Source organism: Acinetobacter sp. 1424608 (assembly GCF_000588255.1).
GTDB lineage: Bacteria > Pseudomonadota > Gammaproteobacteria > Pseudomonadales > Moraxellaceae > Acinetobacter > Acinetobacter nosocomialis.
Genome location: NZ_JFXL01000012.1, coordinates 1 through 25,538 on the forward strand (window position 1 = coordinate 1; position 25,538 = coordinate 25,538).

12 protein-coding genes and 1 pseudogene are annotated in these 25,538 nt (G+C 35.1%); 12 read left to right on the forward strand and 1 reads right to left on the reverse strand.

Annotated elements, in window-relative coordinates; genetic code table 11:
• Positions 1-233: 233 nt before the first annotated feature.
• The 7 genes and pseudogenes from J678_RS15990 (at position 234) to J678_RS16015 (ending at position 12,798) form a co-directional block, all read left to right on the forward strand.
• A complete protein-coding gene (locus tag J678_RS15990) occupies positions 234-1,274 on the forward strand; it encodes a YqaJ viral recombinase family protein (protein ID WP_017393513.1) in 1,041 nt (346 codons plus the stop codon).
• Positions 1,275-1,462: 188 nt separating this feature from the next.
• The gene (locus J678_RS15995) at positions 1,463-2,359 is read left to right on the forward strand and encodes a hypothetical protein (RefSeq protein WP_017393512.1); all 897 of its coding nucleotides are present in this window, start codon (positions 1,463-1,465) and stop codon (positions 2,357-2,359) included.
• Between the two features lie 331 nt (positions 2,360-2,690).
• On the forward strand, positions 2,691-7,763 hold the full coding sequence (locus J678_RS16000; protein ID WP_017393511.1) for an AAA domain-containing protein: 5,073 nt from the start codon (positions 2,691-2,693) through the stop codon (positions 7,761-7,763).
• Positions 7,756-9,150, forward strand: a complete 1,395-nt coding sequence (locus J678_RS16005) for a hypothetical protein (RefSeq protein WP_017393510.1) — start codon at positions 7,756-7,758, stop codon at positions 9,148-9,150. Before J678_RS16000 ends, J678_RS16005 begins: the two co-directional genes overlap by 8 nt.
• Before the next feature lie 81 nt (positions 9,151-9,231).
• Positions 9,232-9,543 (forward strand): annotated as a pseudogene (locus J678_RS24020) (hydrolase or metal-binding protein); the annotation flags it as partial.
• A gap of 114 nt (positions 9,544-9,657) precedes the next feature.
• A complete protein-coding gene (locus J678_RS16010) occupies positions 9,658-12,495 on the forward strand; it encodes an SNF2-related protein (RefSeq protein ID WP_031955997.1) in 2,838 nt (945 codons plus the stop codon).
• A 30-nt stretch (positions 12,496-12,525) separates the two neighbouring features.
• Positions 12,526-12,798 carry a hypothetical protein gene (locus tag J678_RS16015; RefSeq protein ID WP_017393507.1) on the forward strand — a complete coding sequence of 91 codons (273 nt, stop codon included), beginning with the start codon at positions 12,526-12,528 and terminating at the stop codon, positions 12,796-12,798.
• A 61-nt stretch (positions 12,799-12,859) separates the two neighbouring features.
• Here J678_RS16015 and J678_RS16020 read toward each other — a convergent pair whose 3' ends face one another.
• A complete protein-coding gene (locus tag J678_RS16020) occupies positions 12,860-14,989 on the reverse strand; it encodes a nuclease-related domain-containing DEAD/DEAH box helicase (protein ID WP_017393506.1) in 2,130 nt (709 codons plus the stop codon).
• Between the two features lie 191 nt (positions 14,990-15,180).
• Here J678_RS16020 and J678_RS16025 point away from each other — a divergent pair, with 191 nt between their 5' ends.
• The 5 genes from J678_RS16025 to J678_RS16045 all read left to right on the forward strand — a co-directional run bounded on the left by J678_RS16025 (position 15,181) and on the right by J678_RS16045 (position 25,469).
• Positions 15,181-18,348 carry a site-specific DNA-methyltransferase gene (locus J678_RS16025; RefSeq protein WP_017393505.1) on the forward strand — a complete coding sequence of 1,056 codons (3,168 nt, stop codon included), beginning with the start codon at positions 15,181-15,183 and terminating at the stop codon, positions 18,346-18,348.
• 6 nt (positions 18,349-18,354) lie between these two features.
• Positions 18,355-21,774, forward strand: a complete 3,420-nt coding sequence (locus J678_RS16030) for a DEAD/DEAH box helicase family protein (protein WP_017393504.1) — start codon at positions 18,355-18,357, stop codon at positions 21,772-21,774.
• A gap of 22 nt (positions 21,775-21,796) precedes the next feature.
• Positions 21,797-22,813, forward strand: coding sequence for a Fic family protein (locus J678_RS16035; protein WP_017393503.1), 1,017 nt, complete (start codon positions 21,797-21,799; stop codon positions 22,811-22,813).
• A gap of 154 nt (positions 22,814-22,967) precedes the next feature.
• Positions 22,968-24,557: a peptide chain release factor 3 gene (locus J678_RS16040; protein ID WP_017393502.1), complete on the forward strand. Its 1,590-nt coding sequence runs from the start codon at positions 22,968-22,970 to the stop codon at positions 24,555-24,557.
• Between the two features lie 69 nt (positions 24,558-24,626).
• On the forward strand, positions 24,627-25,469 hold the full coding sequence (locus J678_RS16045) for a hypothetical protein (protein WP_017393501.1): 843 nt from the start codon (positions 24,627-24,629) through the stop codon (positions 25,467-25,469).
• Positions 25,470-25,538 lie beyond the last annotated feature (69 nt).

A 25,538-nucleotide genomic window follows, 5' to 3' on the forward strand; every position in this document is an offset into this window, starting at 1 on the left:
GGTTTGGTGCTGGCGCATCGATCAAACAACGAGGATTGGAACAGGCACTTAACATGCTTGCATAGTGCGAAATATACATTTTTCAATCATGGAAAGTTAGACCTAACTAAGCATTTTTAAATGGAATTTCTAATTTTAAAAATTATTAAAACCATAGCTTCGGCTGTGGTTTTTTTATGCCCATTTTTTGTGATCCCCATCATTTTACATAGCAAAATAATCAGGACTTCAATATGAATACCGCAATTTTAAATCCATCCATTCAACAGGCAAGTACTCCATTTATTGCCCCAAAATTATTCACAGCCAAACGCTTGGTTAACACAAAGAATATGACTCAAGCAGAATGGCTTGAAGTCAGACGCCAAGGTATTGGCAGTAGTGACTGTGCCGCAGCCTGTGGACTCAATCCCTACATGTCGATGCTAGAACTGTGGATGATCAAGACAGGTCGAGTTAAACAATCCATTGAAGATGAAAGCACAGGTCATGCCCCTTTATATTGGGGCAAACAACTTGAACCTTTGGTCGCTGAATATTACAGCATGCATACCAACAATAAGGTACGTCGCATCAATGCAGTGTTGCAACATCCCGAAGCAGATAAGCATTTTATGTTGGCAAACTTGGATTACTCAGTCGTAGGCAGTGATGAAGTCCAGATTTTAGAATGTAAAACCGCAGGTGAACATGGCGCAAAGTTGTGGCGAGATGGTGTGCCTTTATATGTATTGTGTCAGGTGCAACATCAACTCGCTGTAACAGGCAAAAAGGCAGCGCATATTTGTGTGCTGATCTGTGGTCATGAAACTCGTATCTATAAAGTGGTACGCAGTGAATCAGTCATTCAACATATTGTGAATGCAGAGCGTTACTTTTGGGAATGTGTGGAAAATGACACGCCACCTTCAGTTGATGCCAGTGAGTCGGCAGCTAAAGCCATTCAGCAACTCTATCCTCAACATATTCCACTCAGTATCGAAGATCTCAGTCAAAATGAACAAGCCAATCAGTTGTTTGCTCAACTGATTCAAGAAAAGCATCATATTGAAAAACACCAAAACAGCTTTGATGAAACTAAGCATCAAATTCAGATGTTAATGAAAGATGCTGAACGAGCAACTTTTGCCAATGGTTCAGTGACGTGGAAACGATCTAAAGACTCGATTGCTTTAGACAGTAAGGCTGTACTCAAACTTCATCCCGAAATGCTTGAGCAATTTCCACAAAACAAAGCAGGGACACGACGCTTTCAGATTTATAGCGATGATTGAATCCATCACGGCTATATATCTATGAAATATCCATTCTCTTAAAAAGCGCAAAAAACCGCCCCGATTCACCAACACCCGAAGGTGTGGTGAACCCAAATGGCAGTCTTTGCGAAGTCATAGCTTTTCATATTTCTGTTTACTTACATAACAAAGGGTAAGCAGTAAAATTTTATTTATAGGACAACAACATGATCAAAGGTTTAGCCATTACACCACCGATCCTAGGCAGAATTAGTATAGGTAAAGTGGTCGAAAAGAACGGTAAACGTCTGCCTGAAAAGGACGATCAATTTACCATTACCAGTCAAATCCAAGGTAAGGAGGGATGGGTCAAACATCCGCTTGATGAACAGCTCCGAAGCAAGGCACCAAATCAAAAACTACGTTCTATTCCTGTACGGATGATCTTTAACGATCCTGAACTTAATCTACGTGCTGAATATAGCTTATTTGATCGTCAGACAGGTCGTCCTGTTTGTATGGGCAATGGTCAGACCTGTCAACGCCTCACTAATCAAGGTCTTGAACAACATCCATGCCCATCTCCTGATTTATGCCCTTTGGCACAAGGAGGAAATTGTAAGCCTTATGGACGCTTGTATGTCAATTTAGATGAATCGGATGAACTCGGGACCTTTATTTTTAGAACCACAGGTTTTAATAGTATTCGAACTTTGGCGGCGCGTTTGTCTTACTACCATGCAGCTTCGAATGGTTTGTTATCTTGCCTGCCGTTGCAACTAACCTTAAGAGGCAAGTCCACTACACAAAGCTATCGTACCCCTGTGTATTATGTGGATTTAACACTCAGGGATGATGTGAGCCTACAAGATGCCATTCAAATGGCGCAAGAGATTGATCAACAAAGTAAACAGAGTGGATTTAATCAACTAGCATTAGATCAGATGGCAAGACAGGGTTATGGTAATGCCAGCTTTGAAGTAGGCGGTGAAGAGGGCTTGGATATTGTTGAGGAGTTTTATAATGATGAAAAGAAACCAGAGCAGCACCAGCAAACGCATGATCTGACCGATGTTCAGTGTATCCAGAAAGGTTTGCAACAGTCGGTGAAGGCTTTAAATTGATACAGAATCCCTGTGTAAAACATGGGGATTAATTATTAGATTAAATTATCACAGTCTTTATTTTTTAAATATAAAAATGCATGAAACTAAATTTTAGAAAAAGAACTTTACTTACGTCGTAAATGCATTTACATTTTATACATAAATTATTGTTGGCTAAAATAAAGCCAAGGAAAGATAACTAACAAAAATCACCTAAATTTGAGCAAATGCAATATTGATGTTGCATAGAGCCCATAACCAAAAACCAAATTTTACACTTAACAAAATTAGTAAATCTCATAATTTTTTAAATTTTATGGATTTTTCTATTTATTTCTATGGATTTTTTATGTCTTTAATTATTAAAACCCAAGCAAATGGGATTCATCAGCATGAAACTAAAGCTATTGATAAAATTAGAGAAGCATTTAGTGTTGAAGATGAAATGAGAAAATATAGCCCTTGGTATGGTTATGCTGGCTATACTTTGGTGGATCGAATTACTAAGAAAGAGGGGGAGTTTGACCTAATCTTGGTGACAAACAGTGTTGTAATAGTTGTTGAGTTGAAGGATTGGAATGGTAAATCAATAAAATCTGTAAATGGCAACTGGTATATGGATGAACGTGATATGGGAATTTCCCCAGTCTCACTAACACGCCAAAAACAATTCATTCTTGTCAATAAGCTTAAAGCACTTAAAGATAAATTTACAGGTAATCCAGGATTTGTCCCTAGAGTTTATTTTTTTGTTGTAATGTGTGGAAAAGTAAATTTTTCTGGATTACCAGAGGATGAAGCTAATCATGTCATTAGTATTGATAAATTTATCAAATTTTCTAACAAAATTGCATTTAATAAAGAATTTAAACCGCATCCAAATGCTCAACATTTAGATAAGGACTTTGGCTTAATCGATAAAATCTTTGTTACTAATGACACACCACCTAAAAAGGTTATTGTTCAAAAGTATAAGCAGGAGGAAGAACTCCTTGCTCATCCTCAAAAAATTTATACAGAGTATGAGGCAATATCGACCATTTCTCGTTCTGATAAAGCATTAATCAGACAATGGTATTTTACTAACTTTAAGGAAATGAGCCTTCAATCACCAAAGCAAAGGGCTGCATTACTAAATCATGAACGTATCATTAGTGCCGAATTTCAGCAAAGTAACCAATTATATAAGACTGCTCTTGTACCCTTGATCATGCCTGAAGAGGATCAAATTACTGAACAGTACAATGAGTTGGTTGAATATCGGCAAAGTCATCTTCGTTTTAATGATTTTATCACTAGAATCAACCCTAATTTGTCTGAGGAAGATAAATTAGATTTGATTCAAATTTTAGTGAGTAAATTCGCTGAAATGCATAATCTAGGTATTTCACATGGAGATATTAATTCACACTGTATTTGGATTTCTCCTCAAAAAGATGTCGCTATTTCACACTTTTTAACTTCTAATTCAGAAAATATCGATAATCAGATTGAAGACTTACAATCAAGTCTTACATTTCTTCCAAGAGATTTTCAAGCCAAATTAGCAAATGTATCTGCGTTTAAAAAAGACGTATATATGTTAGCAATAGTTGCTTGGCACTTATGGGAGAATAATCGTTTAACTGCTAAAGCAATAAGTAATGTGTGCGTTAATAGTGACCATTGGATTGCTGACTTAGTAAAAAAGGCAATTACTTTTGAAATTAATGATGCTAGTCAATTGCTTAGAGAATTTAATGCGAAAAGGCCTACGCAAGCAGTAGAGTTTATTGCTGACGTTGCATTATTAGAGGAATATGTTACAGCAGATAAAATATATAAGATTTATCCAGAGGAGGATGAAATCTACGAAGATGTAGATAATAAAACCACTTTATATCGTTCAGGTGATCATCTTGTAAAAGAATGGTCAGATGTTCATTTGGATAGATTCTCATCAAGTGATATTCTTAAATATCAACATTTTTTTGAGCGACTTAAAGAGGCTACAGCCCAAAACTTATCATATTTACCGAATTTAGTACGATATGGTATTTCAACAAAGTCTAGATCTTTATTTGTTGTTTGTGATGTTGTTGACGGTGTAAAAGTTGACGAAATTGAAGCTGAAAAAGAAAGCAGATTGCAGTTGGCTGCTAACTTGGTAGAGGCAATCATCCATTTACATAAATTGGGCTTACCAATTGGTCGCATTAATCATGATAGTGTGCTGTTCAACTCAGAAAACAGCAGTTTTGTTTTCAATGATATTATTGATATCAGACCATACTTAGATCATAAGAGTGAATATTATCCTGCACATATCGAAAATCCTACCAGTGAGCAGTGCCATAACCATGCCATTATGTATATGGTTTGCCAAATCCTAAGGTTTAAAATAGGTGATGATAGTACAGATTTTAAATGGATTAGTGATGCTGTAAAACTTGAGCTCAATGAAACAGAGTTTCCTTTAGGTGATTTAAATCGTCTATTGGAAAGTATTGAAACTACGCAAATTAACAGCGATACACCAACCATTCGTATTCCAGTACCTGATAAATTCACTGAGCTACAGATTTTTGCCGATAATAAGCGTATCTATGCAGCTTTAGAGAAGGGTCGTAATGGTAATGACATTATGGTCAAGTTACAGGGGATTGGGGGTTCAATTCATTTTATTTTAGATCCTAATAGCAAAAGTATTCGCTTTGTGACAGGCGTACGTGAATCTGATGTTGTGCCACATTACGTCATAGATCAGGCTGTGCTAGAAATAGATATTAACTTAAATATTGAGCATTCAATTGGTAGACCAGATTATACAGAACTATCTAGTTTCCTGTTTAATTTGGAGGAATTTTCAACTGCAATTGATGATATTTTGCAAGATCAGTTTAATGACCAAGAGGATATTTTAGAATTAGAGACTGATTTTCCTCAGTCAACTGATGTATTGGATATTGATCAACAGTTACTAATTCATGATTCACAGGATCCTCGTGTCACAGATGAAATTGTAAATAAGATAACATTAGACTATGTCCATAATGATACTAATAAGCTAGCTGCTTTAAATATTGATACAAAGAAATTATGGAAGGCAATCTTAGAAACAGAGACTGAAGCTTTACCATACATTGTTTTATCACAACCGTTGCAATTGGTTGATACCAAAATTTATATTGCAAGATATGAAGATGATAACGATGTATTAGACAAATTTCCGAAAGATGCATTAATTAGCTTAATCCATAAGACTATTGATTTTAATGGTGAGGATAGAGAGTTCCGTGTAGGTGATATTGATATTCAAAATTCTTTAGCTGGGGAGTTAAGAGTTAAAGGCGTAAAACATGCTGATAAAATTAAGGTAGGACAAGTTTTATATTTACGTACTAAGGCGGATAAATCATCATTTCTTAAACGTAAAAATGCATTAGAACAGATATTAAGACGACAATCTAATATCCCCAATTTAGTTGACTATTTTGAGCCGACTTCACAAATTATCCCCAAGAATTATAATATTACTGTTTCGGATAAAGACTTTGAAAGATACGATCAGAAAGATCAAAATGGAAAAGTAGTTGTCAGTCTGAATGACCTTCAACGTGAAGCATTCCGTAAATTAATTAACTTTGGTCCAGTCTCAATTTTACAAGGTCCTCCAGGAACAGGTAAAACTGAATTTATCGCAGCCTTTGTTCATTATGTTTTTGAAAAGCAAAATGCCAATAATGTTTTAATGGTTAGTCAATCGCATGAAGCTGTTAATACTGCTGCTGAGCGTATTCGTAAACACGCTCAGCGTTTAGAAACACCATTAGAAATTGTACGTTTCAGTAATAGAGAAAATGCCGTATCAAATAACTTAAAAGATGTGTATTCAGACTCTATTATTTCTACACATCGTCATTTGTTTTTAACTGAGATGGAAGATAGAGTTCTATCTTTGAGCCAGTCTATCGGAGTTGATAAAGAATATTTAGCTTGCGCTTTATTTTTGAAGGTAAATCTATTTGGTCACTTATCAAGAATGTTGGTTTCAACAGAGTCTGAAGATGAAAAATTATTGTCTAAAACTGAGTGGAATGGGTTATCGGCTAAGCTGATTGATCGTCTTAAAGATTATTCGCAAGAGCTACATACTTCTTTAATTGGATTGAATAGCCGCCAGATTTTAGATAGAGAAAGTCAAATCTGGGAAATGTTGGATGAGAGTTTTGAGGTGCAAGGTAAAGCTGCTAATAATGCCAAAGCACTTGTACAAATTGCATTTGATTATGATCAATTGATTGATAGTCCAAATGCCAACTATGAGACTTATCTTTCCAAGACACGGCAATTCATCTGCGGGACTTGTGTCGGGATTGGGCATCATTCGATTGATATTGCAAATCAAACATTTGATTGGGTCATTATTGATGAATCTGCGCGATCAATTTCTTCAGAATTAGCTATCGCAATGCAGTCAGCTAAACGTATTTTATTAGTTGGTGATCATAAACAATTGCCTCCTTTGTATTCACCAGAACATGCTAAGGCATTGGCACGTAAATTAGGATTTTCAGAAAAACGTATAGAGGCAAATCTGAAAAGTGATTTTGAGAGACTATTTAATTCACCTTATGGGAAGGTGGTACAAGGGAAATTACTTTCTCAATATCGGATGGCCCCTGCAATAGGTAATATGGTTTCGGATTGTTTTTATGATGACCCACTTAAAACTGAGGTAATTGAACCATTTGAGAAGCCTTATACAAGAGAAATGGTACGAGTTGTGCCGAATATCTATCTTAAATGTTCAGTTCAAGAACTACGATCTACAGTGACATGGGTTGATACGTCTGAGAAGTATAGTGATGGTGTAGGTACAACTTTCTATAACAAACATGAAGCTCGTAAGATTATGGCATTGTTAGAGAAAATTCACTCAGATAAGCAATTATTGAAAGAGTTAAAAGACAGATCAAAGCCAAATGAGCCACCTATCGGTATTATTTGTATGTACGGCGAGCAAAAACGATATTTACGTAAGCAATTTAATTCGAAGTCTTGGGATGAAGAATTTAGATCCTTAGTTAAAATCGATACTGTTGATAGCTATCAAGGAAAAGAGAACAGAATTATTATTTTATCTATTACACGTAATAGTTCTGATAATAAAATTGGTTTTATGAATATGCCAAATCGTATTAATGTGGCTTTATCTCGAGCGATGGATCGGTTGGTAATTTTTGGTGCATCTCGTCTATGGGATATGCCAAGACATAAAGAAAGTCCATTAGGATTGGTTCTTAGTTATATCCTGGAGCATACAAATGATGATCAGCATTATCAATATATTGCTGATCAGAAACTTGCACCAACTAAGAATCCCAATTCATTGAAATTTAAATATAAAACAAGTTCGAATCGAGGTGGCAATCATGAGTAATTATAGTATTCCTTATCATGATATTGATATCTTAATTCCTTCTCAAAAGTTTGAAGTAAACTTTAGTTATACATCAAGTCAAATGCCTAACTTCATAGATTCTATGATTATGCGTTTATTGCGTATAAGCCCATTATCTGTGAAGAATATCGCTAAATTTTTAGGGATGAATCAGCGAGAGTCTCGCATTGTATTAGATCAACTCATTACTAATAATGAAGTTGAACTTCAGCAAGATGGACTTTTTCATTTGACTAATAAATCAATGAAATATTTCACCACGGTAGATTCAATACCGAAAGTTGCATCTATTTTGGAGCATACTCACAGTTTGATCTATGAATTAACCAATTTTAATTATATTGCTCAAAAGCCAGATAACAATATGTATGGCATTAAATTGATTGCGACTAGTACTCATGCTGCAAATAGTGAAAATATCGTTAGGGACCGATTTCAGAAGCAATTTTATCAACTTATCGAAGAGGATATTATTACCTTAAAGAAAATAGAAGGCAGACCTAGTATTTATAAAATGGGTACAGTGAAAAAGGTTAAAGAATGTACTGTTCGTAAGTCGCTCGATCTTCATGTTGATGCTCAGGCTGAACCACAAGCCATAAAAGTTTTGGACTCGATTATGAGTGATGAACTCAAAGATAAAACTTATCAAGCATTGGGGCAAAGTAAAAAGGGTAACAATATTCGTGATATTTTGAATAATCTAGATGGGTTTGAGCAGTTAAAACTTAATCAATATTTTAAGGATGGCCGTTTTCTAGCACCTAATGCTTTATTTGATAGTATTAATCCTATTGAAAGTAAATCATCAGATGGAAATCATTTGTTTATTGGTCCTTGCTATAGTCAGAGCAATTCAAAGATTATATTGAATAAAATTAAAGAAAGCATTGCTAAGAATCATCAAGTCAGCAGTATCTACTGGTTAGCGCCAGATGATGTCTTTTGGGGTAAATCACTAAGATTCAATACTTTTATTAATGCTTTAGGGCAAATTAAGACTAAACAGAATACTGATTTACAACTGAAATGCTTTTTACCGATGCATGATGAACAAGATCGAACTTCTGTAAATAATTACCGTAAGATTATTGCGAAAGATCAGCAAAAGTATTTTTATGGGATTAAGGATGGGATACTTGACGGTAATTTTGAAATTATTGTTGTTAAAAATGAATTTGCTGTAATTGTTCTACATGTTTTAGACTCAGAAGCTGAGTATTTAACATCATTTCCTTTTGGTTCAATTAGTTATGATAAACAGTTGGTGAATGGTTTAGTTAGTTTGTTTGAAGCATGGGAAAGGCCAAAAGATGACGGTGGAATTAGTTTTGGCCAAATGTTTAAAAAACATAGCCAATCGTAAGCTATCTTTTTAATGGTTAAAATTAAGTGACTTATTATTCAAAGTGATGAGTTACTTACTTTACATCTCGCAATCAATTGCGTGAATTTAACTTTACAGCATGTGGTGAATCTTCAATATACGATTTAAGCAGCAAAGGAAATAGACCAACAAAGTAAAGCTGTAAGCTTTAATCAAAATGCTTTAGATGCAACAGCTAGATTAAGTTCTAGTAATGCACAGTTTGAGATAAATTTGGAGGAAGGATTAGATTTAGTGGAGGATTTTTATACTGATGAGGCTGAGCAAACTCAGCTTGAGTTTGAAGTCAAGGCGAAGTCTAAACTCTCTAAGGAGCCAAGTTCTGTAGAGGATATTCAACAAGGGCAAGGGAGTGTTAGGGCGGTGAACTAGCATTTATCATCTTGATTGATATAAAGCAGGGAGTGTGAGCTCCCTTATTTTTTGGCTTCTCACGATACGTTTTGCTTGCTATATTGAATTGTCATTAAAAATTATGTTAGGACAATGCTCCATACTAACCACCAAATAAAATATTTTGCATGGGAGATAACAAAGAAACGTTCAGCATCAGATGTTGATCGTTTGTCTCAGTCATTGTTTGATGCCCAAGTTGATGTGAATCCTCATCAAATCGAAGCTGCACTTTTTGCTTTAAATAATCCTTTAAGTAAAGGTGTTGTTCTTGCAGATGAAGTTGGCTTAGGAAAGACAATCGAAGCAGCTTTAGTACTTTGTCAATATTGGGCGGAGAGACGTCGAAATTTATTAATTATTTGTCCTGCTTCTTTACGAAAACAATGGGCACAAGAGTTACAAGATAAATTTAATTTGCCTACCCAAGTTTTAGATTTGAAAACTTGGAATATGGCACGTAAAGATGGTGTGTATGATCCGTTTAAAAACGGGAAAATTTCAATTATTTCTTATCCTTTTGCAAATCGAATGGAACATGCTTTAGCACAAATTTCATGGGATTTAGTTGTGATTGATGAGGCGCATAAGTTACGTAATGCACATCGTTCAAGTAATAAAATTGGAAATAGTTTAAAACGCTCTTTAATGGGTAAGAAAAAACTATTACTTACAGCAACGCCATTACAAAATACGTTGATGGAATTGTATGGACTCAGCACAATTATTGATGAACACTTGTTCGGCGATGAGAAAGCATTTCGGAGTCGATATGTGGTTGATGGCGACATTCAATCACTGAAAAAAAGAATCCAGCAATTTATGCAAAGGACATTGCGGAAAGATGTTTTGGAATATGTGCCTTATACCAATCGTCACGCTCTAACTGTTCCTTTTAAACCTACTGATGATGAGCAAAGCTTATATGATTCGATCAGTGAGTATTTGCAAAGAGATGTAAGTTATGCTTTTCCTCAGCAACAAAAGCATTTAATTTCAATTGTTTTAAGAAAGCTTTTAGCTTCATCTACTCCTGCTGTAATCGCAACATTAGAAGCAATTAAACTGCGTCTTCAAAAAATGTTGGAACAACAAACTTTAGATGAGGATTGGTTAAGTAACTTTATTGTTGATGATGACATGGATGAAGATTTACTAGATGATGTTGAATATGAAAGTGACCATGAAAAAATTGATACGAGTTTAATTAAATCTGAAATAGCAGAATTAGAACGTTATATAGAACAAGCCTATAAAATTAAAGATGATAGTAAGACTTTTGCTTTGCTTTCAGCTATTGAACAAGGTTTTGCTCGAATGTACGAAATGGGAGCTAAACGAAAGGCTGTTATTTTTACTGAGTCTAAGCGCACGCAAGAATATTTAATCGCATTCCTTGAGGCTCGTGGTTATAGCGGAAAAGTTATAGGATTTAATGGTAGTAATACATCGGCAACGAATACTGGTATTTACCAAAAATGGCTAGGTAAATATATGGGAAGTCATCATGTGACAGGTTCTCCTGCAATTGATCGGCGAACAGCTTTAATTGATTTTTTTAAAAATGATGCAGAAATATTAATTGCAACTGAAGCAGCAGCTGAAGGTGTAAATTTACAGTTCTGTTCATTGGTTATTAACTATGATTTACCTTGGAATCCACAACGTGTAGAACAACGTATTGGACGATGCCATCGTTATGGACAAGAGTTTGATGTTGTTGTTGTCAATTTCCTAAACGAAAGAAATGAAGCAGATCAGCGAGTATTAGAATTACTTAAGTATAAGTTTCAATTGTTTGATGGTGTATTTGGTGCATCAAATGATATTTTAGGGACGGTTGAAAGTGGTATTAATTTTGAAAAGCGGATTTCTGAGATTTATGATCAGTGTCGCAGTCCAGAAGAAATAGAACAAAGCTTTAAGCAATTAAGAGATGAGTTAGAAGAACAAATCAATGAGAAAATGAAACGGACTCAAGCATTATTACTTGAGCATTTTGATGCAGATATTCATGATTTGTTAAAAGTTCAAAAAGAAAGAGCTGAACTTCAACTAGATAAAATTAGTCGTTTATTTTGGCAATCTACAAAATATATTCTTGGTAAATTTGCTAAGTTTTACGATCACAATTTAAGTTTTGATTTAACCAAATCTCCAATTTTGAATGCGCCTTCAGGGAAATATCAACTCATACGCAAAGGTGAGCGGATTCCTGAAAATACTTTTATTTATCGTTTGACTCATCCGCTTGGTGAATTTGTTTTAGATAATGCCAAAGGATTACCTACACCAAAACAACTGATTCAATTTGATTATAGTCAATATGGACAAAAGGTTAGTCTATTGGATCAATTGAAGGGGCAACATGGATGGCTATCTATTACGGTATTACGTTTGGATTCTTTTCAAGAAGAAGAACATCTTGTTATTACAGCCATGACAGAGGCTGGTAAGGTTTTAGATGTGGATTTATGTGAACGATTACTTCAAGTAAATGCCACAGTTCTTCAGGATGTAACAGAAAGCATACCCGAGATTTTTCAAGCAAATATAGAGAAGCAATATCAAGTTGCTTTGAATCATGCCTTAGAACTCAATGATGATTTTTTCAAAAAAGAACGTGATAAGTTAGAACAGTGGGCAGATGATAGCTTACTTGCAGTAGAAAAAATGCTTGAAGATATAAAATTAAAAATATCCAGTTTGAAGCGAGAGTCTCGAAAAGCATCTGACATTGAAACTGAAAAGCAGTTACAGGAAGAAATCAAAGAAGCTGAAAAAGAAAAACGACGGATGAGGCAGCAGGTTTTTGATGTGGAAGATGAAATAGCGGATAAGCGTGATGCGATGATTGACGCACTTGAACAAAGACTGCATCGTTCAAGTAAGGCTGAAAATTTATTTATAGTTCAATGGAAAGTTGTTTAAAATATAATTAGATTATTGAGCGTGGTGAAAATGAGTATCTTAGATAAATTAAATAACTTCGCAACTAAGTGTGCTGAAGGTGCTTCTAAACTTGAAGAAAAAACAGCAAAGCTGGCTGAAAATGCTAAAAACTATGCTGAGGAAGAAAGAGTTAAGGATTTTTATAAAATTAAAGCTCAACTGATTGAAATCAATAAAAAGCAGAAAGAAGCAGGTATTGAAGAAACAACAATTTTTGATTTCTTTAAAGACCGTCCAGAATATGCAGATTTATTAGATTTGGAACGAAATAAACAGAATTAAATTTTTTAATTCAACTAGGAACGAATAGAAATTCAATGAATTTCTATTTGTTTTATGAGTTTTAAGAAAGTTGCTTTTCAAAGAATTTTTTATATACGTTGCTTGTATCTAAATCAATAATATATAAGTTATTTGCTGCTCTTGTCAGTCCAGCATAAACAATTTCTGGACTATCATTAGGTTGAATGATCAGAAAAGTGGTGTCAGCTTCAAAACCTTTAAAGCTATGAGTCGTTGCAATCTTCATTAAACCAGAATTGGCATTAAAATGTCTTTTTTTGAGTTTACGAAACTCATCTAGTGCTTTTAATTTTTGTCTTGCTGCATTTTTCATATAACTCGTTAATTTTTGGATATCAGAGCGAATATGGTTAATATCAGATGGATGACAAGAATGTAGTTTTTCTTCTAATTGAGCTTTCTTTTTTAGAAAAGTTTCAACTTTTCCATCAAATTTTTTTTGAATCATTTCATATTCAGTAGGTGTCTCAAAAGTACTATCCGTTCTCTGAAACTTAAAATTATTTTGTAGATTTCTTAAAAAATCAATTTTTGAGGAAAGGATAGCAATATCGTTTGGACTTATACTTAACGTTTTAAATGTCTGAACAATAAAGTCATAGGTTGCTTGAACACTATCTGCCAGAGGAATTTGTAAATACTTTTTATCTGAAAATGAAAAAGCTAGGTTTTCAATAATGTCATGCTCTAATTGGTCTGGATATTCCTTTAGAAAAGTATCTTTATATGCATTACAGAGATCAGCAAAAGCTTTATCATCTTGTCTATGTGAGATTTTTAAATTTTTCCAATGACCAAATCCACGTGTAACAGGGTAATCCTGCTTATTAATTAGTCTATTATAAATATTTTGATTTTGATCACCAAATAATACCATCTCCCCATCTTCTGCTAAGAAGTTGGAAATTATGATTTCTAACCACTCTACTTCAAAATCTTGAACTTCATCAATAAAAATAGTTTGGTACTTTATTGGTTTTTCATTGGCTTCTTTAAAAAGATCTGTTTTAAAAACTCTTTCAAAAAAATCCTCTAAAATAAGTTTTTCATCTCGGGCATTTTTTTCAATTTCAAATAAGTCTTTACTTGATAAACCAATAATTTCAGCATTTGATTGTTCTTGAAAGTCTAAGTCAAGAATTTCATTATTTTCAAAGCTTTCTTGATCCTCATCTTGATCGCCTAATGTTGGAAAAGGAATGCCTAAATTGTTGAGTTGGGATTTAAAAAAATAGTGATAGTTGCTTATTTCGATTGATTTATTATCAAACTCTAAATTATTAAAACGGAATGCTTTTTTAATTTTATCGCGTATTAGGTTCCGAAGAGCTAAGTTATATGTCAATACTAGCACAGTACTATTGTGTCGCTTAAATGCGCGAGCAGTTTTTTCGGCTAGTAATGTTGTTTTTCCGCTACCAGCAACACCGCGAATTTTCATTTTTGTATTTGGAATACTATCAAGTAATTTATTTTGATATTTATCAAATGTGTAGTAATGACCTTGTTCTTCAAAATGCTTTGGTGGAATTAAAATTTTCGTAAAATCATCGTAAATATGATCTTGAAATATTGGATTTTTTTTAAGGTTATTTATTTTTTTAATTAAATTAGAGATATTGTCTTGAGCAAACGTATTAAATCTGTCCCTTTCTAGTTGGTATTTTTTTGAACTGTATCTTTGCTCATTTGCTGAATTTATAAGTTGTTTTACTTCATTTATAGGACGGTCATAGAGTGCAGATAACCTATCTTTTGTTGTAGTATGTAAATATACAACGCATTGAATCGTTTTATAAAAGTTAGAATTTAATATATTTGCAAACCCTAATGAAGGTATATGGAGTTCAAATAAATGGGACTTATATTTGAATGCTTGTTGCATTGGTGCACTTGTTCTTATTTTTGGATTGTGAGTGGTGCGCCAATGATTATTTTTATCAATAAAATAATTTGACATATCCCAATCTTTGACTTCAATAATAATTGCGCCATGTCCTTTTTTTAAAATCAAGAAGTCGGGGCGATCTCCATCAAGATAAGGATTGAAATAAACATCAAATGTGTCATCTAATTCTTGTGCCAGTTTATTTAAAAGAAATGATTCACCTTCAGTTGGTTTGACTGTGAGTTGATCAATAATTTCTAAACTTGGAAAAAAATTAGCCATTTGAATATTTCTTTAGTATAAATTATTAATATATAACATTTATTTATATTTTTATCAATTGTTGAGCTGGTTTGAAAATGTGGTCGAACATCTAAAAATACTATAAAATACTAGCCAATTTTGCTTTTGCAAATTTAACTCGCTTCACCAGAACCTATTTATTCTAAGGTTTTGAAAAATAGGAAATATTTATGAGTAATCAGTTTTCTGCACTTGTTTCTAAACTTAAGGAAATCTTTCAAATCAATCGTCCTGATTTGGATTTTGGAGTTTATCGTATTCTAAACGCACGCAGTACTGAAATTGCTGAATTTCTGGATAAGCGTTTAAAAACTAAAGTAGAACAATATCTTGGCGAAGCAAAGTCGAGTCTTGATGAAAATGTTTTAAAAGAATTAGAAGCTGAGCTGAAAGCAGAATTTGGTAAACGTGCTTTTAATGAGCAAGGACAACTCATTGATGCTGAAGCAATTGAAAGTGCATTAGGTCAAAAATATATTGCTCTAACCCAAGCTGATGCACATGAAATGACAGATCAGTCACAAGTGTATAGTCATTTACTCACATTCTTTAGTCGTTATTATGATGATGGTGACTTTATTAGCCAACGTCGTTATAAGGGTGATACCTACGCTATTCCTTACTCTGGTGAGGAAGTCATGTTGCATTGGGCAAACAAAGACCAGTACTACACCAAGTCTGGGGAGATGTTTAGCAACTATCGTTTTAAGTTGAACGATGAGCGTTCAGTTTTATTCCGTTTGGTGAGTGCAGATACAGCTCGTGAAAATCGTAAAGATAATGATAAAGACCGTCGCTTTATTATTGTGACAGAACCAAAGACCTTTACTCGTATAGATGAAGACGGTGAAGAGTTTGAAGAAACTATTGTTCCATTCTCTATTCAAAATAATGAACTGACCATTCTTTTTGAATATGCAACTTTGCCTAAAGGCTCAAAGCAAGAAGCGCTCAATATTGAATCGTATAACAAAATTGTGGGTGCAAAGGTTTTAACTACTGACTGGCTAAATGATTTAGCTCAACCTGCACCGACTGAAAAAGAACCAAAGCGTACAGTGTTGCACAAGCACTTGAGTACCTATACGCAAAAAAATACAGCAGATTATTTTATTCATAAAGACTTGGGAAAATTCCTACGTCATGAACTTGATTTTTATATTAAAAATGAAGTGATGCACTTAGATGATGTGGTAAGTACCGATCAGTTTATTCAGATTGAACGTCAGCTCAGTATTATCAAGTGTTTGCGTCAAATTGGTTTAGAAATTATTAGTTTCTTGGCTTCGCTTGAAGATTTTCAGAAAAAGTTGTGGCTAAAGAAAAAGTTTGTCGTCAGTGCTGAGTATTGTATTACTTTAGACCGAGTACATGAGTCTTTGTATGTTGAAATTGCAGAAAATACAGCGCAGTGGCAGCAATGGGAAGATTTAGGCTTTAAAGGTACAGATGCAGGTTGGGGAACAGCTGATTATTTCAAACAGCACCAAGCCTTGATGGTGGATACTTCATTATTTAGCTTAGAGTTTAAAGCAAAGCTGTTGAAAAAAATTGATGACTTAGATGCTCAAACTGATGGTGTAATTATTCATAGTGATAATTTTCAAGCTTTGAATACTATAAAACCGAAATATCTCAATAAAATACAAGGTGTATATATTGATCCACCATACAATACATCTGCTTCTGAAATTATTTATAAAAATGGATATAAACATTCTTCTTGGTTATCGATGATATATTCAAGATTGGAAACTACTAAATTTTTGATGTCAGAAGAAGCCAATATTTGTATTACAATTGATGATGTAGAACTTAATAATTTGTGCTTAATTACAGATGATTTGTTTAGTAATAAATGCCAATTAGGTATTGTGCCTATTCGAATTAATCCATCAGGCCGACCTTCTGAAACGGGTTTTGCCCTGACACATGAATATGCATTGTTTTATAAAAATACTGATAAAGGTAAAATTTCAAGAATACCTAGAACACCTGAACAATTAGCTAGATTTAAAGAAATAGATGAGCGAGGACGTTTTGAATTCAGGAATTTGAGACGAGAAGGGTCTAATTCAGATAGAAAAGATGGTGAAAGACAATTTTATCCAATATTTGCGAACTTAAAGTTTGGAACGATCCGAATAGCAAAAATGATTTGGGTAGAAGAGAAAAGATCATGGGATTTATTAGAAGATGCTTCTCCAAATGAAATCATTATATATCCTACTAATGATGAAGGTCGTGAGAAAAATTGGAGATGGAGTGAAGAGAGTGTTAGGGAAGATTATACGCAGTTTCTTGCACGTCTGAATAAACAGGGCATTCCTCAAGTTTACTATAAATATAGACCAAAAACAGAAGGTACTACACCATTAACTATGTGGACTGATAGTAAATACTCAGCAACTGAGTCGGGTACTAAAGTTTTAAAGGAACTTTTTAAAGAGCCGCAATTTTCTTATCCTAAATCTATCCATGCTGTTGAAGATTGTATTCGTTTAATCGGTTGTGATAAGCCTGAAACATTGTGTTTAGATTATTTTGCAGGATCAGGAACTACTGGACATGCAGTAATTAATTTAAACAGAATAGATCAAGGTAAGCGAAAATTCATTTTAGTGGAGCAAGGTGAATACTTTGATACGGTAACTAAACCACGTATTCAAAAAGTGATATATGCTTCAGATTGGAAAGCAGGAAAGCCATTAAATCCTAAATCAGGTATTAGCCATTGCTTAAAAGTTGTGAAACTTGAAAGTTATGAAGATACGCTCAATAACTTAGAGTTGGTACGTAAAGGTGCTCAACAGGCACTTTTAGCCGAGCAACAAACATCAGCCAAGCCTGACGATCAAAATGCCTATAGTGACTATCTCATGCACTATATGCTTGAGCTAGAAAGCAAAGATTCATTGCTGAATGTGAAAGACTTTCTAAAGCCATTTAGCTATCAAATGAATATCACCACAGATAGCGCAGGTGCATTTGAACGTAAAACGATTGACTTGGTTGAAACCTTTAACTATCTCATTGGAATGAATGTTCAAGAAGTAGATTATCAGTTAGATAAAGGCTATGTCCAAATCACAGGTAAATTGCGTACAGGTGAGTATACGACGGTTCTATGGCGTGACTGTGAAAAGATTGGCTATGCAGAACTCGATCAATTACTGGCAAAACTTAAAATTAATCCAAACGATGGTGAGTACCAATTGATTTATATCAATGGTGATCACAACGTAGCAAGCAAATACACCACTAAAGAGGGTGAAGAAAAGCAACTCAAAGTCCGTTCAATTGAACAAACCTTCTTAAAGAATATGTTTGAGGAGTAATGCACTGTGGCAAAAGCTCCTAAAGCAAAAACTACAGCGGTTAAGGTTAATTTTCACGAGCAATTGATTTTAAATAAATGGTTGTGGTCAAAATTCAATCCAAATCGTTTGGAAGGCATGAAGCAACAGCTAGACTATCCTCAATTCGAGGGAATCGAGCATGAAGGTGATAATGCAGGACAAACGAAATTCTTTGCTGTGATAAGCAATACCTTGTTTAATAAACAGGTTGTAGATATCGATGTGCTACGTCGTTATGACTTAAACATTGTAAAGCATTGGCAAAAAATCACTGAAAAGCGTAATGAAATTGAAGGACATGTTTTAAATCTAAAATACTTCCAATACCTTTCATTGCTTTTTACAGAACTATATTTAGATCAATATTTTCATCATCAAGCGGACATGCTAAATGAGCTGAATGTTGAGCTTGAACAATATAACCATGATCAGAAAAGTGATGCAGAGCAATTTCAGCAATATTTGCCTGAAGACCTAAATAAAATCGGCTATTGGAATGCGACGGGCAGTGGTAAAACATTGCTTATGCATGTCAATATTTTGCAGTATTTAGACTATTTCCAACATCAAAATGCCGGCAGCACTTACCCAGACCAAATCATTTTACTTACACCGAATGAAGGTTTGAGTGAACAGCATTTACAAGAGCTGACAGACTCTGGTTTTCAAGCAACTTTATTTGATAAGCAAAAGAGTCGTAATAGCTTGTATCGAGATGAAATTCAAATCATCGATATGAATAAGCTGAGTGATACGGATGGTGATAAAACCGTTGCGACAATGAGCTTGGAAGGTAGAAACCTTGTTCTGATCGACGAAGGGCACCGTGGTACGAGTAGTAGCGCAGGTGCTTGGATGGAACGTCGTGATATTCTTACTAAAGATGGTTTTAGTTTTGAATATTCGGCTACCTTTGGTCAAGCTGTAAGTAAGGCAGACAACGTCTATAAACGCTTTGAAGATGCCAAAAAACAGAAAGCCAAAATGCTGTATGGTGTGGCGATTAATAAGCTAACCGAAGAACAGAAAAAAAATATTCAGCTTGATGAATTAGAACAGCAAAAATATCGTCGGGAAGCACTACGAGAAGTCTATGCAAAAAGTATTTTGTTTGATTATTCGTACAAATATTTCTATGCAGATGGCTATGGTAAAGAAGTCAATATTCTGAACATGAAAGAATATCATGAAGATGATGAGCGCAATCTATATCTCACAGCTTGCCTACTTTCATTTTACCAACAACAGTATTTGTTTAAAAAGAATCAGGCAAAACTTGCCAAGTTTAATATCGAAAAACCACTGTGGGTCTTTGTTGGTAACAAAGTCAATGATGATGATTCTGATATTTTAGCTATTGTGAAATTCTTGGCTGACTTTTTAGATGCCTCTCGTAAGAGTAAGGTGATTGGTTGGCTCAATGATTTGATCACCAATACATCTCGTTTGGTCGATACCAATGGTATCAATATTTTTGCCAATCGATTTGCACCTTTACATGGTCAAAATGCAACTGATCTTTACCAAGATATTTTAAATAGCTTTTTTAACGCTACAACTAATCAACGTTTGAATGTAGTGCGAATCACGGCGAATAAAGGTGAGTTGCGTTTACAGGTAGGTGAAAGTACGCCTTTTGCTGTTATTAATGTAGGTGATGAAAAAGGCTTATATGATAACTGTGAAGAATCTAGTAAAACACATTATCTAAATGCACGTACTGATGATTTTGCGGACTCATTATTTCCTACATTAAATGATGGTGATAGTGAAACACATCTTCTGATTGGTTCTCGTAAATTTACTGAGGGATGGAGTAGCTGGCGTGTCTCCACTATGGGCTTATTAAACATGGGGACTGGTGAAGGTGCTCAGATTATTCAGCTCTTTGGTCGTGGCGTGCGTTTAAAAGGTGAGAATTTTTCTTTAAAAAGAACACCAAGAGAAATTTATAGTAAGGCTGAATATAAAGGTCTGCATTTAGATTTAATGCAAACCATTAATATTTTTGGTTTACGTGCTGACTATATGGAAAAATTCCGTGACTACTTGAATGATGAAGGTATTATCCTAAATCAGGATTTGGTCACATTAGATTTTCCAACCAATAAGATTAAAGCACCTCGCTTAAAAACACTGACTTTAAAAGATGGCTATAAAGATAATCAAGCCAAGGGTTTTAAGGCTCAGTCCAAACTTTCGATGTTTAAAATTCCAAAACAATACGAAGGTAAAATCAAAAAACCTTTTGTTGTTTTAGATTTATACCCTCGATTACAAGCATTTCATACGGATAAGTCAAAACGTCAAACAGATATTAAAGACAAGCGTCAAGAGCATGAGATTTCACCAAAAATCATGTGTATGTTTGATTTTGATGAAATTTACTTGCATCTTCAACAGTATAAATTCCAGCGTGGATATAGCAACTTACAGTTGAATGTTGATGACTTACAAGAGTTTTGTTTGAAAGAAATTAAGACATCAACAGAAGACTGGTACAAACTTTTGGTTGACTCATCTGAATTAACCAATGACGTGAGTGGAATTAAGAAACAGCAAGCGATACTAACGGAGTTGTTACAGTCCTATATGGATAAGTTCTATCATGCGATTAAAAATGCCTATGAAGGGCAGTTCTATGAAGTGACAGAATTTAGCCTTGAGGATAAAGATTTACCTGTACAACTTTGTGAGCAATATACCCTTACTGCTAAAGACGGTCAAAATAACGAAGCTCAAGAAGTATTTGACCGATTAGAAACTTTGAAAGATTTAGTTGCCAAAGGTGACGTGGATAAATTAGCACCTTGGAAAGAAGATGGTAGCTTTAGGGCGATTACGTTTGATCGTCATTTGTTCTATCCGTTGTTGGATAAGAAGGATGAAAGTCTGCCATTTACATGGTCGCCAATGTTATTTGACTACACTAGTCATACACAAAGTAGTGAAGTAAAGTTTGTTCTGGATTTGCAAAGTTATATTAATACTCCAACTGCTGATGAATTGCTTAGGGGCTATGAACTTTACTTATTACGAAATGCGGATAATAAATATCGTGGATTAGGTTTTGCTTTGGCAGGTAACTTTTACCCAGACTTTTTATTGTGGCTAGTGAATAAAGAGACAGGACAACAATATTTAACTTTGGTAGATCCCAAAGGTATTCGAAACATGAATCATGACGATGCCAAAATTGAGTTTTATAAAGAGATTAAAAATATTGAGTCTAAGCTTGAGCATCCTGACTTAATATTAAACAGTTTTATTTTGTCCGTTACACCAATGAAAGATATTTTGAATAACGCTCTTTCTGAAGAAGAATTTGCTGATAAAAATGTTTTATTTATGGTAGGTAATGGAACAGCTTATCTTGGGCTGATGTTAAAGAAAATCTTGAATTAGACAGCGTAGGATAAATTGGAAAATGAAATACCAACCACCCTATACCATCACATCTAAAATTATTCATCTGATTGCTCAGATCAGTGAGAATATAGGGCGGTTGACTGTTTTAGAAGAAATCCACGATAGCCTAAAACTACGAAAAGCCAATCGTATCCGAACAATTCAAGGCTCATTGGCAATAGAGGGTAACACCCTCAGTACGGAGCAAATCACGGCGATCCTCAATGGTAAGACAGTAATTGCACCTCCGAAAGAAGTACAGGAAGTACGTAATGCCATAAAAGCCTATGAAGCATTTCAGCAGTGGCAACCAAGCCAAGAAAAAGATCTATTACAAGCGCATCAAATTTTAATGACAGGCTTGATTGATGAAGTCGGTCAATATCGTCATGGTGGGGTAGGAGTAATGTCAGGTGATCGAGTAGTGCATATGGCTCCGCCTGCAAACCAAATTAATAGATTGATGGCTGATCTACTTGATTGGTTGAATGACAGTGATGTGCATCCACTCATTCAAAGTTCAGTATTTCATTATGAGTTTGAGTTTATCCATCCATTTGCAGATGGTAATGGTCGAATGGGGCGACTTTGGCAAACTTTAATATTAAGTAGGTGGAATCCAATCTTTGCTAATATTCCTGTTGAGAGTTTGATCTATCAAAATCAAAAAGCCTACTATGAGGCTTTGCAAGCAAGTACTGACCGAACAGATTCAGCCCCTTTTATCGAATTCATTTTGCAGATGATTCTAGATGCAATCCTCAGTTCAAATGACACCGCTCAAGACAGCGATCATGCTACCGCTCAAGCTGACGTACATGCTTGTCAAGATGTCAGCGAACATGTTCAGCGTTTGATTTCAATCATGAAACAAGAGGAATATACATTGGCAGAATTGATGCAATTGGTTGGATTAACTCATCGAGCAACGTTCCAAAAGAATTACTTAAATCCAGCAATAGAAGCTGATTTGATCAAACGTACCATTCCTGATAAGCCGAAAAGTCCGAAGCAAAAATATTGTTTGAAAAGATAATTTAAATTGTGGGTAACTTCTGACTTATCAACAATCATTAAAATCCTTTTCAAATCTGCTACAATATTGCCAATTTTTAGAATCCCTATTTTTTCAGCTTAGGTACATATTTATAAATGTGTACATAACTGTGTACATATTGTAGATTTCCCTTATGTTTAAAGATCAATTAGCTAGAGAAGTAAAGGCTCGTAGGACTTTTGCTATTATTTCCCACCCCGATGCCGGTAAAACCACCATGACAGAAAAACTGTTGTTATGGGGTAAAGCGATTCAGGTTGCAGGGATGGTAAAAAGCCGTAAATCTGACCGTGCAGCTACATCTGACTGGATGGAAATGGAAAAAGAACGTGGTATCTCGATCACTACGTCTGTTATGCAGTTCCCATATAAAGGTCACACCATTAACTTACTCGATACACCGGGGCACGAAGACTTCTCGGAAGATACTTATCGTACGCTTACCGCGGTTGACTCTGCACTGATGGTGATTGACGGTGCAAAAGGTGTCGAAGAACGTACCATCAAATTGATGGAAGTGTGTCGTATGCGTGACACACCAATTATTTCTTTCGTCAACAAAATGGACCGCGAAATTCGTGAACCACTTGAGTTGTTAGACGAAATCGAAAACGTTTTAAATATTCGCTGTGTACCAATTACATGGCCACTTGGTATGGGTCGTGACTTTGCTGGTGTATACAATATTCTTGAAGATAAATTGTATGTTTACAAAGCAGGTTTTGGTTCAACCATTACCGATATTGAAGTACGCGATGGCTATGATCACGCCGATATTCGTGAAAAAGTAGGTGAGTTGGCTTGGGCTTCTTTTGAAGAGTCGCTTGAGTTGGTACAAATGGCAAATGAACCATTAGACCGTGAACTTTTCTTACAAGGTAAACAAACACCTGTTCTATTTGGTACAGCATTAGGTAACTTTGGTGTTGACCACGTACTTGATGCATTTATGAACTGGGCACCTGAACCTAAAGCACATCCAACGCAAGAGCGTATGGTTGAAGCGAAAGAAGAAGGTTTCTCTGGCTTTGTATTTAAAATTCAAGCCAACATGGACCCTAAACACCGTGACCGTATTGCATTTATGCGTATTTGTTCGGGTAAGTACGAGAAAGGTCTGAAAATGAACCACGTGCGTATTGGTAAAGAAGTCCGCATTAGTGATGCGTTGACTTTCCTTGCAGGCGAGCGTGAGCACTTAGAAGAAGCATGGCCGGGCGATATTATTGGTTTACACAACCACGGTACCATCCAGATTGGTGATACTTTCACTAGCGGTGAAAACTTACACTTCACTGGTATTCCACACTTTGCGCCAGAAATGTTCCGCCGTGTACGTTTGAAAGATCCATTAAAGTCAAAACAATTGCAAAAAGGCTTGAAAGAGTTGTCTGAAGAAGGGGCAACTCAGGTGTTTATGCCACAAATTAGCAATGATTTGATTGTGGGTGCGGTTGGTGTGCTTCAGTTTGACGTTGTTGCTTACCGCTTGAAAGAAGAATATAAAGTTGACTGTGTTTACGAGCCAGTAAGTGTAAATACTGTGCGTTGGATTCATTGTGATGATGACAAGATTCTTAATGAGTTCAAGAAAAAAGCACATGACCAACTTTCAATTGATGGTGGCGGTCACTTAACGTATCTTGCTCCTAGCCGAGTAAACTTGCAGATTATGCAAGAGCGTTGGCCTGATATTGAGTTCCGTAGTACACGTGAACACTAAGTATATAAATGTGACAAACAGCTTCGAACAGAAGCTGTTTTGTTTTGAAAAATAAGAAAGGATGATGAAATGAATTTGAGTAAGAAGGCAATTATTGCGCTTGTAGTTGCAGCCGTAACACTAATCTCTGCTATTTCTGCATTTGTCTGGAAAAGCACTCAGTCCTCATCATCTTCTCAAAAAAATCCAGTTTCTGCTCAAGAGCGTCCTACTGAAAAGGCAGAGGTTTTACCTTACTTAAACTTGACTGAAACCAAGGCAAATTATGCAGTGCCTTTTTGTGAAAAGAAAAACTGTATTGATGTCGATATTCAAACCATAAAAACCCAAGATGCGTGGTTAAATAGCTGGATCGAAAAAAATCAGGCGAAAGTCATTCAGACTCAAATTAATTTGAAAAAAGATTTGAACCTGCAACAAGCAGTTGATGCTTACGTTAAAAAGTCAGACGAATGGCAAGATAAATATTCTAAAAACCGTGCCTATGAATTACACATTCATACACGCATTGCCTCGCAGCGTAATCAATATGTATTACTACAACTGGCTTTGGACAGTAAACAAGAAGAGATCACCGTAAAAGATCGTTATTATTTTTTCGTGGCTGATCGTAAATTGCATAAAAGCTTAACTTTGCTTGATGTACTTCAAAAAGATCAGCAAACCACTGTGCATCAAATCGTGCAAACTGCGTATCAGGATTGGCTGAAAAAACAAAATGCTGACGTTAAAAAAGACGCACCAAAAACTTTGTATTGGGGACAGGCCGACTGGTTCTTTGATGGTGAGGGTGTAGGTCTACATTATCAGGCAAATCAGATTACCAAAGATGCGCCTCAGCTCGATATTTATTTAACGACAGAACAAACCAAAAAAATATTACAACCTGAGGTTTATGAACAAATGTTTTAAGTTGGTAGCAGAATTTGCAACCTACTTATAGATGCGCTAACTTCATATGAGTTATGCATAATCTTCTCA

Bases quoted from the DNA above. Each gene is read 5' to 3' on its own strand.
- J678_RS15990 (WP_017393513.1), top strand. From the start codon at position 234: ATGAATACCGCAATTTTAAATCCATCCATTCAACAGGCAAGTACTCCA.
- J678_RS16040 (WP_017393502.1), top strand. From the start codon at position 22,968: ATGTTTAAAGATCAATTAGCTAGAGAAGTAAAGGCTCGTAGGACTTTT.
- J678_RS16025 (WP_017393505.1), top strand. From the start codon at position 15,181: ATGAGTAATCAGTTTTCTGCACTTGTTTCTAAACTTAAGGAAATCTTT.
- J678_RS16005 (WP_017393510.1), top strand. From the start codon at position 7,756: ATGAGTAATTATAGTATTCCTTATCATGATATTGATATCTTAATTCCT.
- J678_RS16045 (WP_017393501.1), top strand. From the start codon at position 24,627: ATGAATTTGAGTAAGAAGGCAATTATTGCGCTTGTAGTTGCAGCCGTA.
- J678_RS15995 (WP_017393512.1), top strand. From the start codon at position 1,463: ATGATCAAAGGTTTAGCCATTACACCACCGATCCTAGGCAGAATTAGT.
- J678_RS16015 (WP_017393507.1), top strand. From the start codon at position 12,526: ATGAGTATCTTAGATAAATTAAATAACTTCGCAACTAAGTGTGCTGAA.
- J678_RS16000 (WP_017393511.1), top strand. From the start codon at position 2,691: ATGTCTTTAATTATTAAAACCCAAGCAAATGGGATTCATCAGCATGAA.
- J678_RS16010 (WP_031955997.1), top strand. From the start codon at position 9,658: ATGCTCCATACTAACCACCAAATAAAATATTTTGCATGGGAGATAACA.
- J678_RS16035 (WP_017393503.1), top strand. From the start codon at position 21,797: ATGAAATACCAACCACCCTATACCATCACATCTAAAATTATTCATCTG.
- J678_RS16020 (WP_017393506.1), bottom strand. From the start codon at position 14,989: ATGGCTAATTTTTTTCCAAGTTTAGAAATTATTGATCAACTCACAGTC.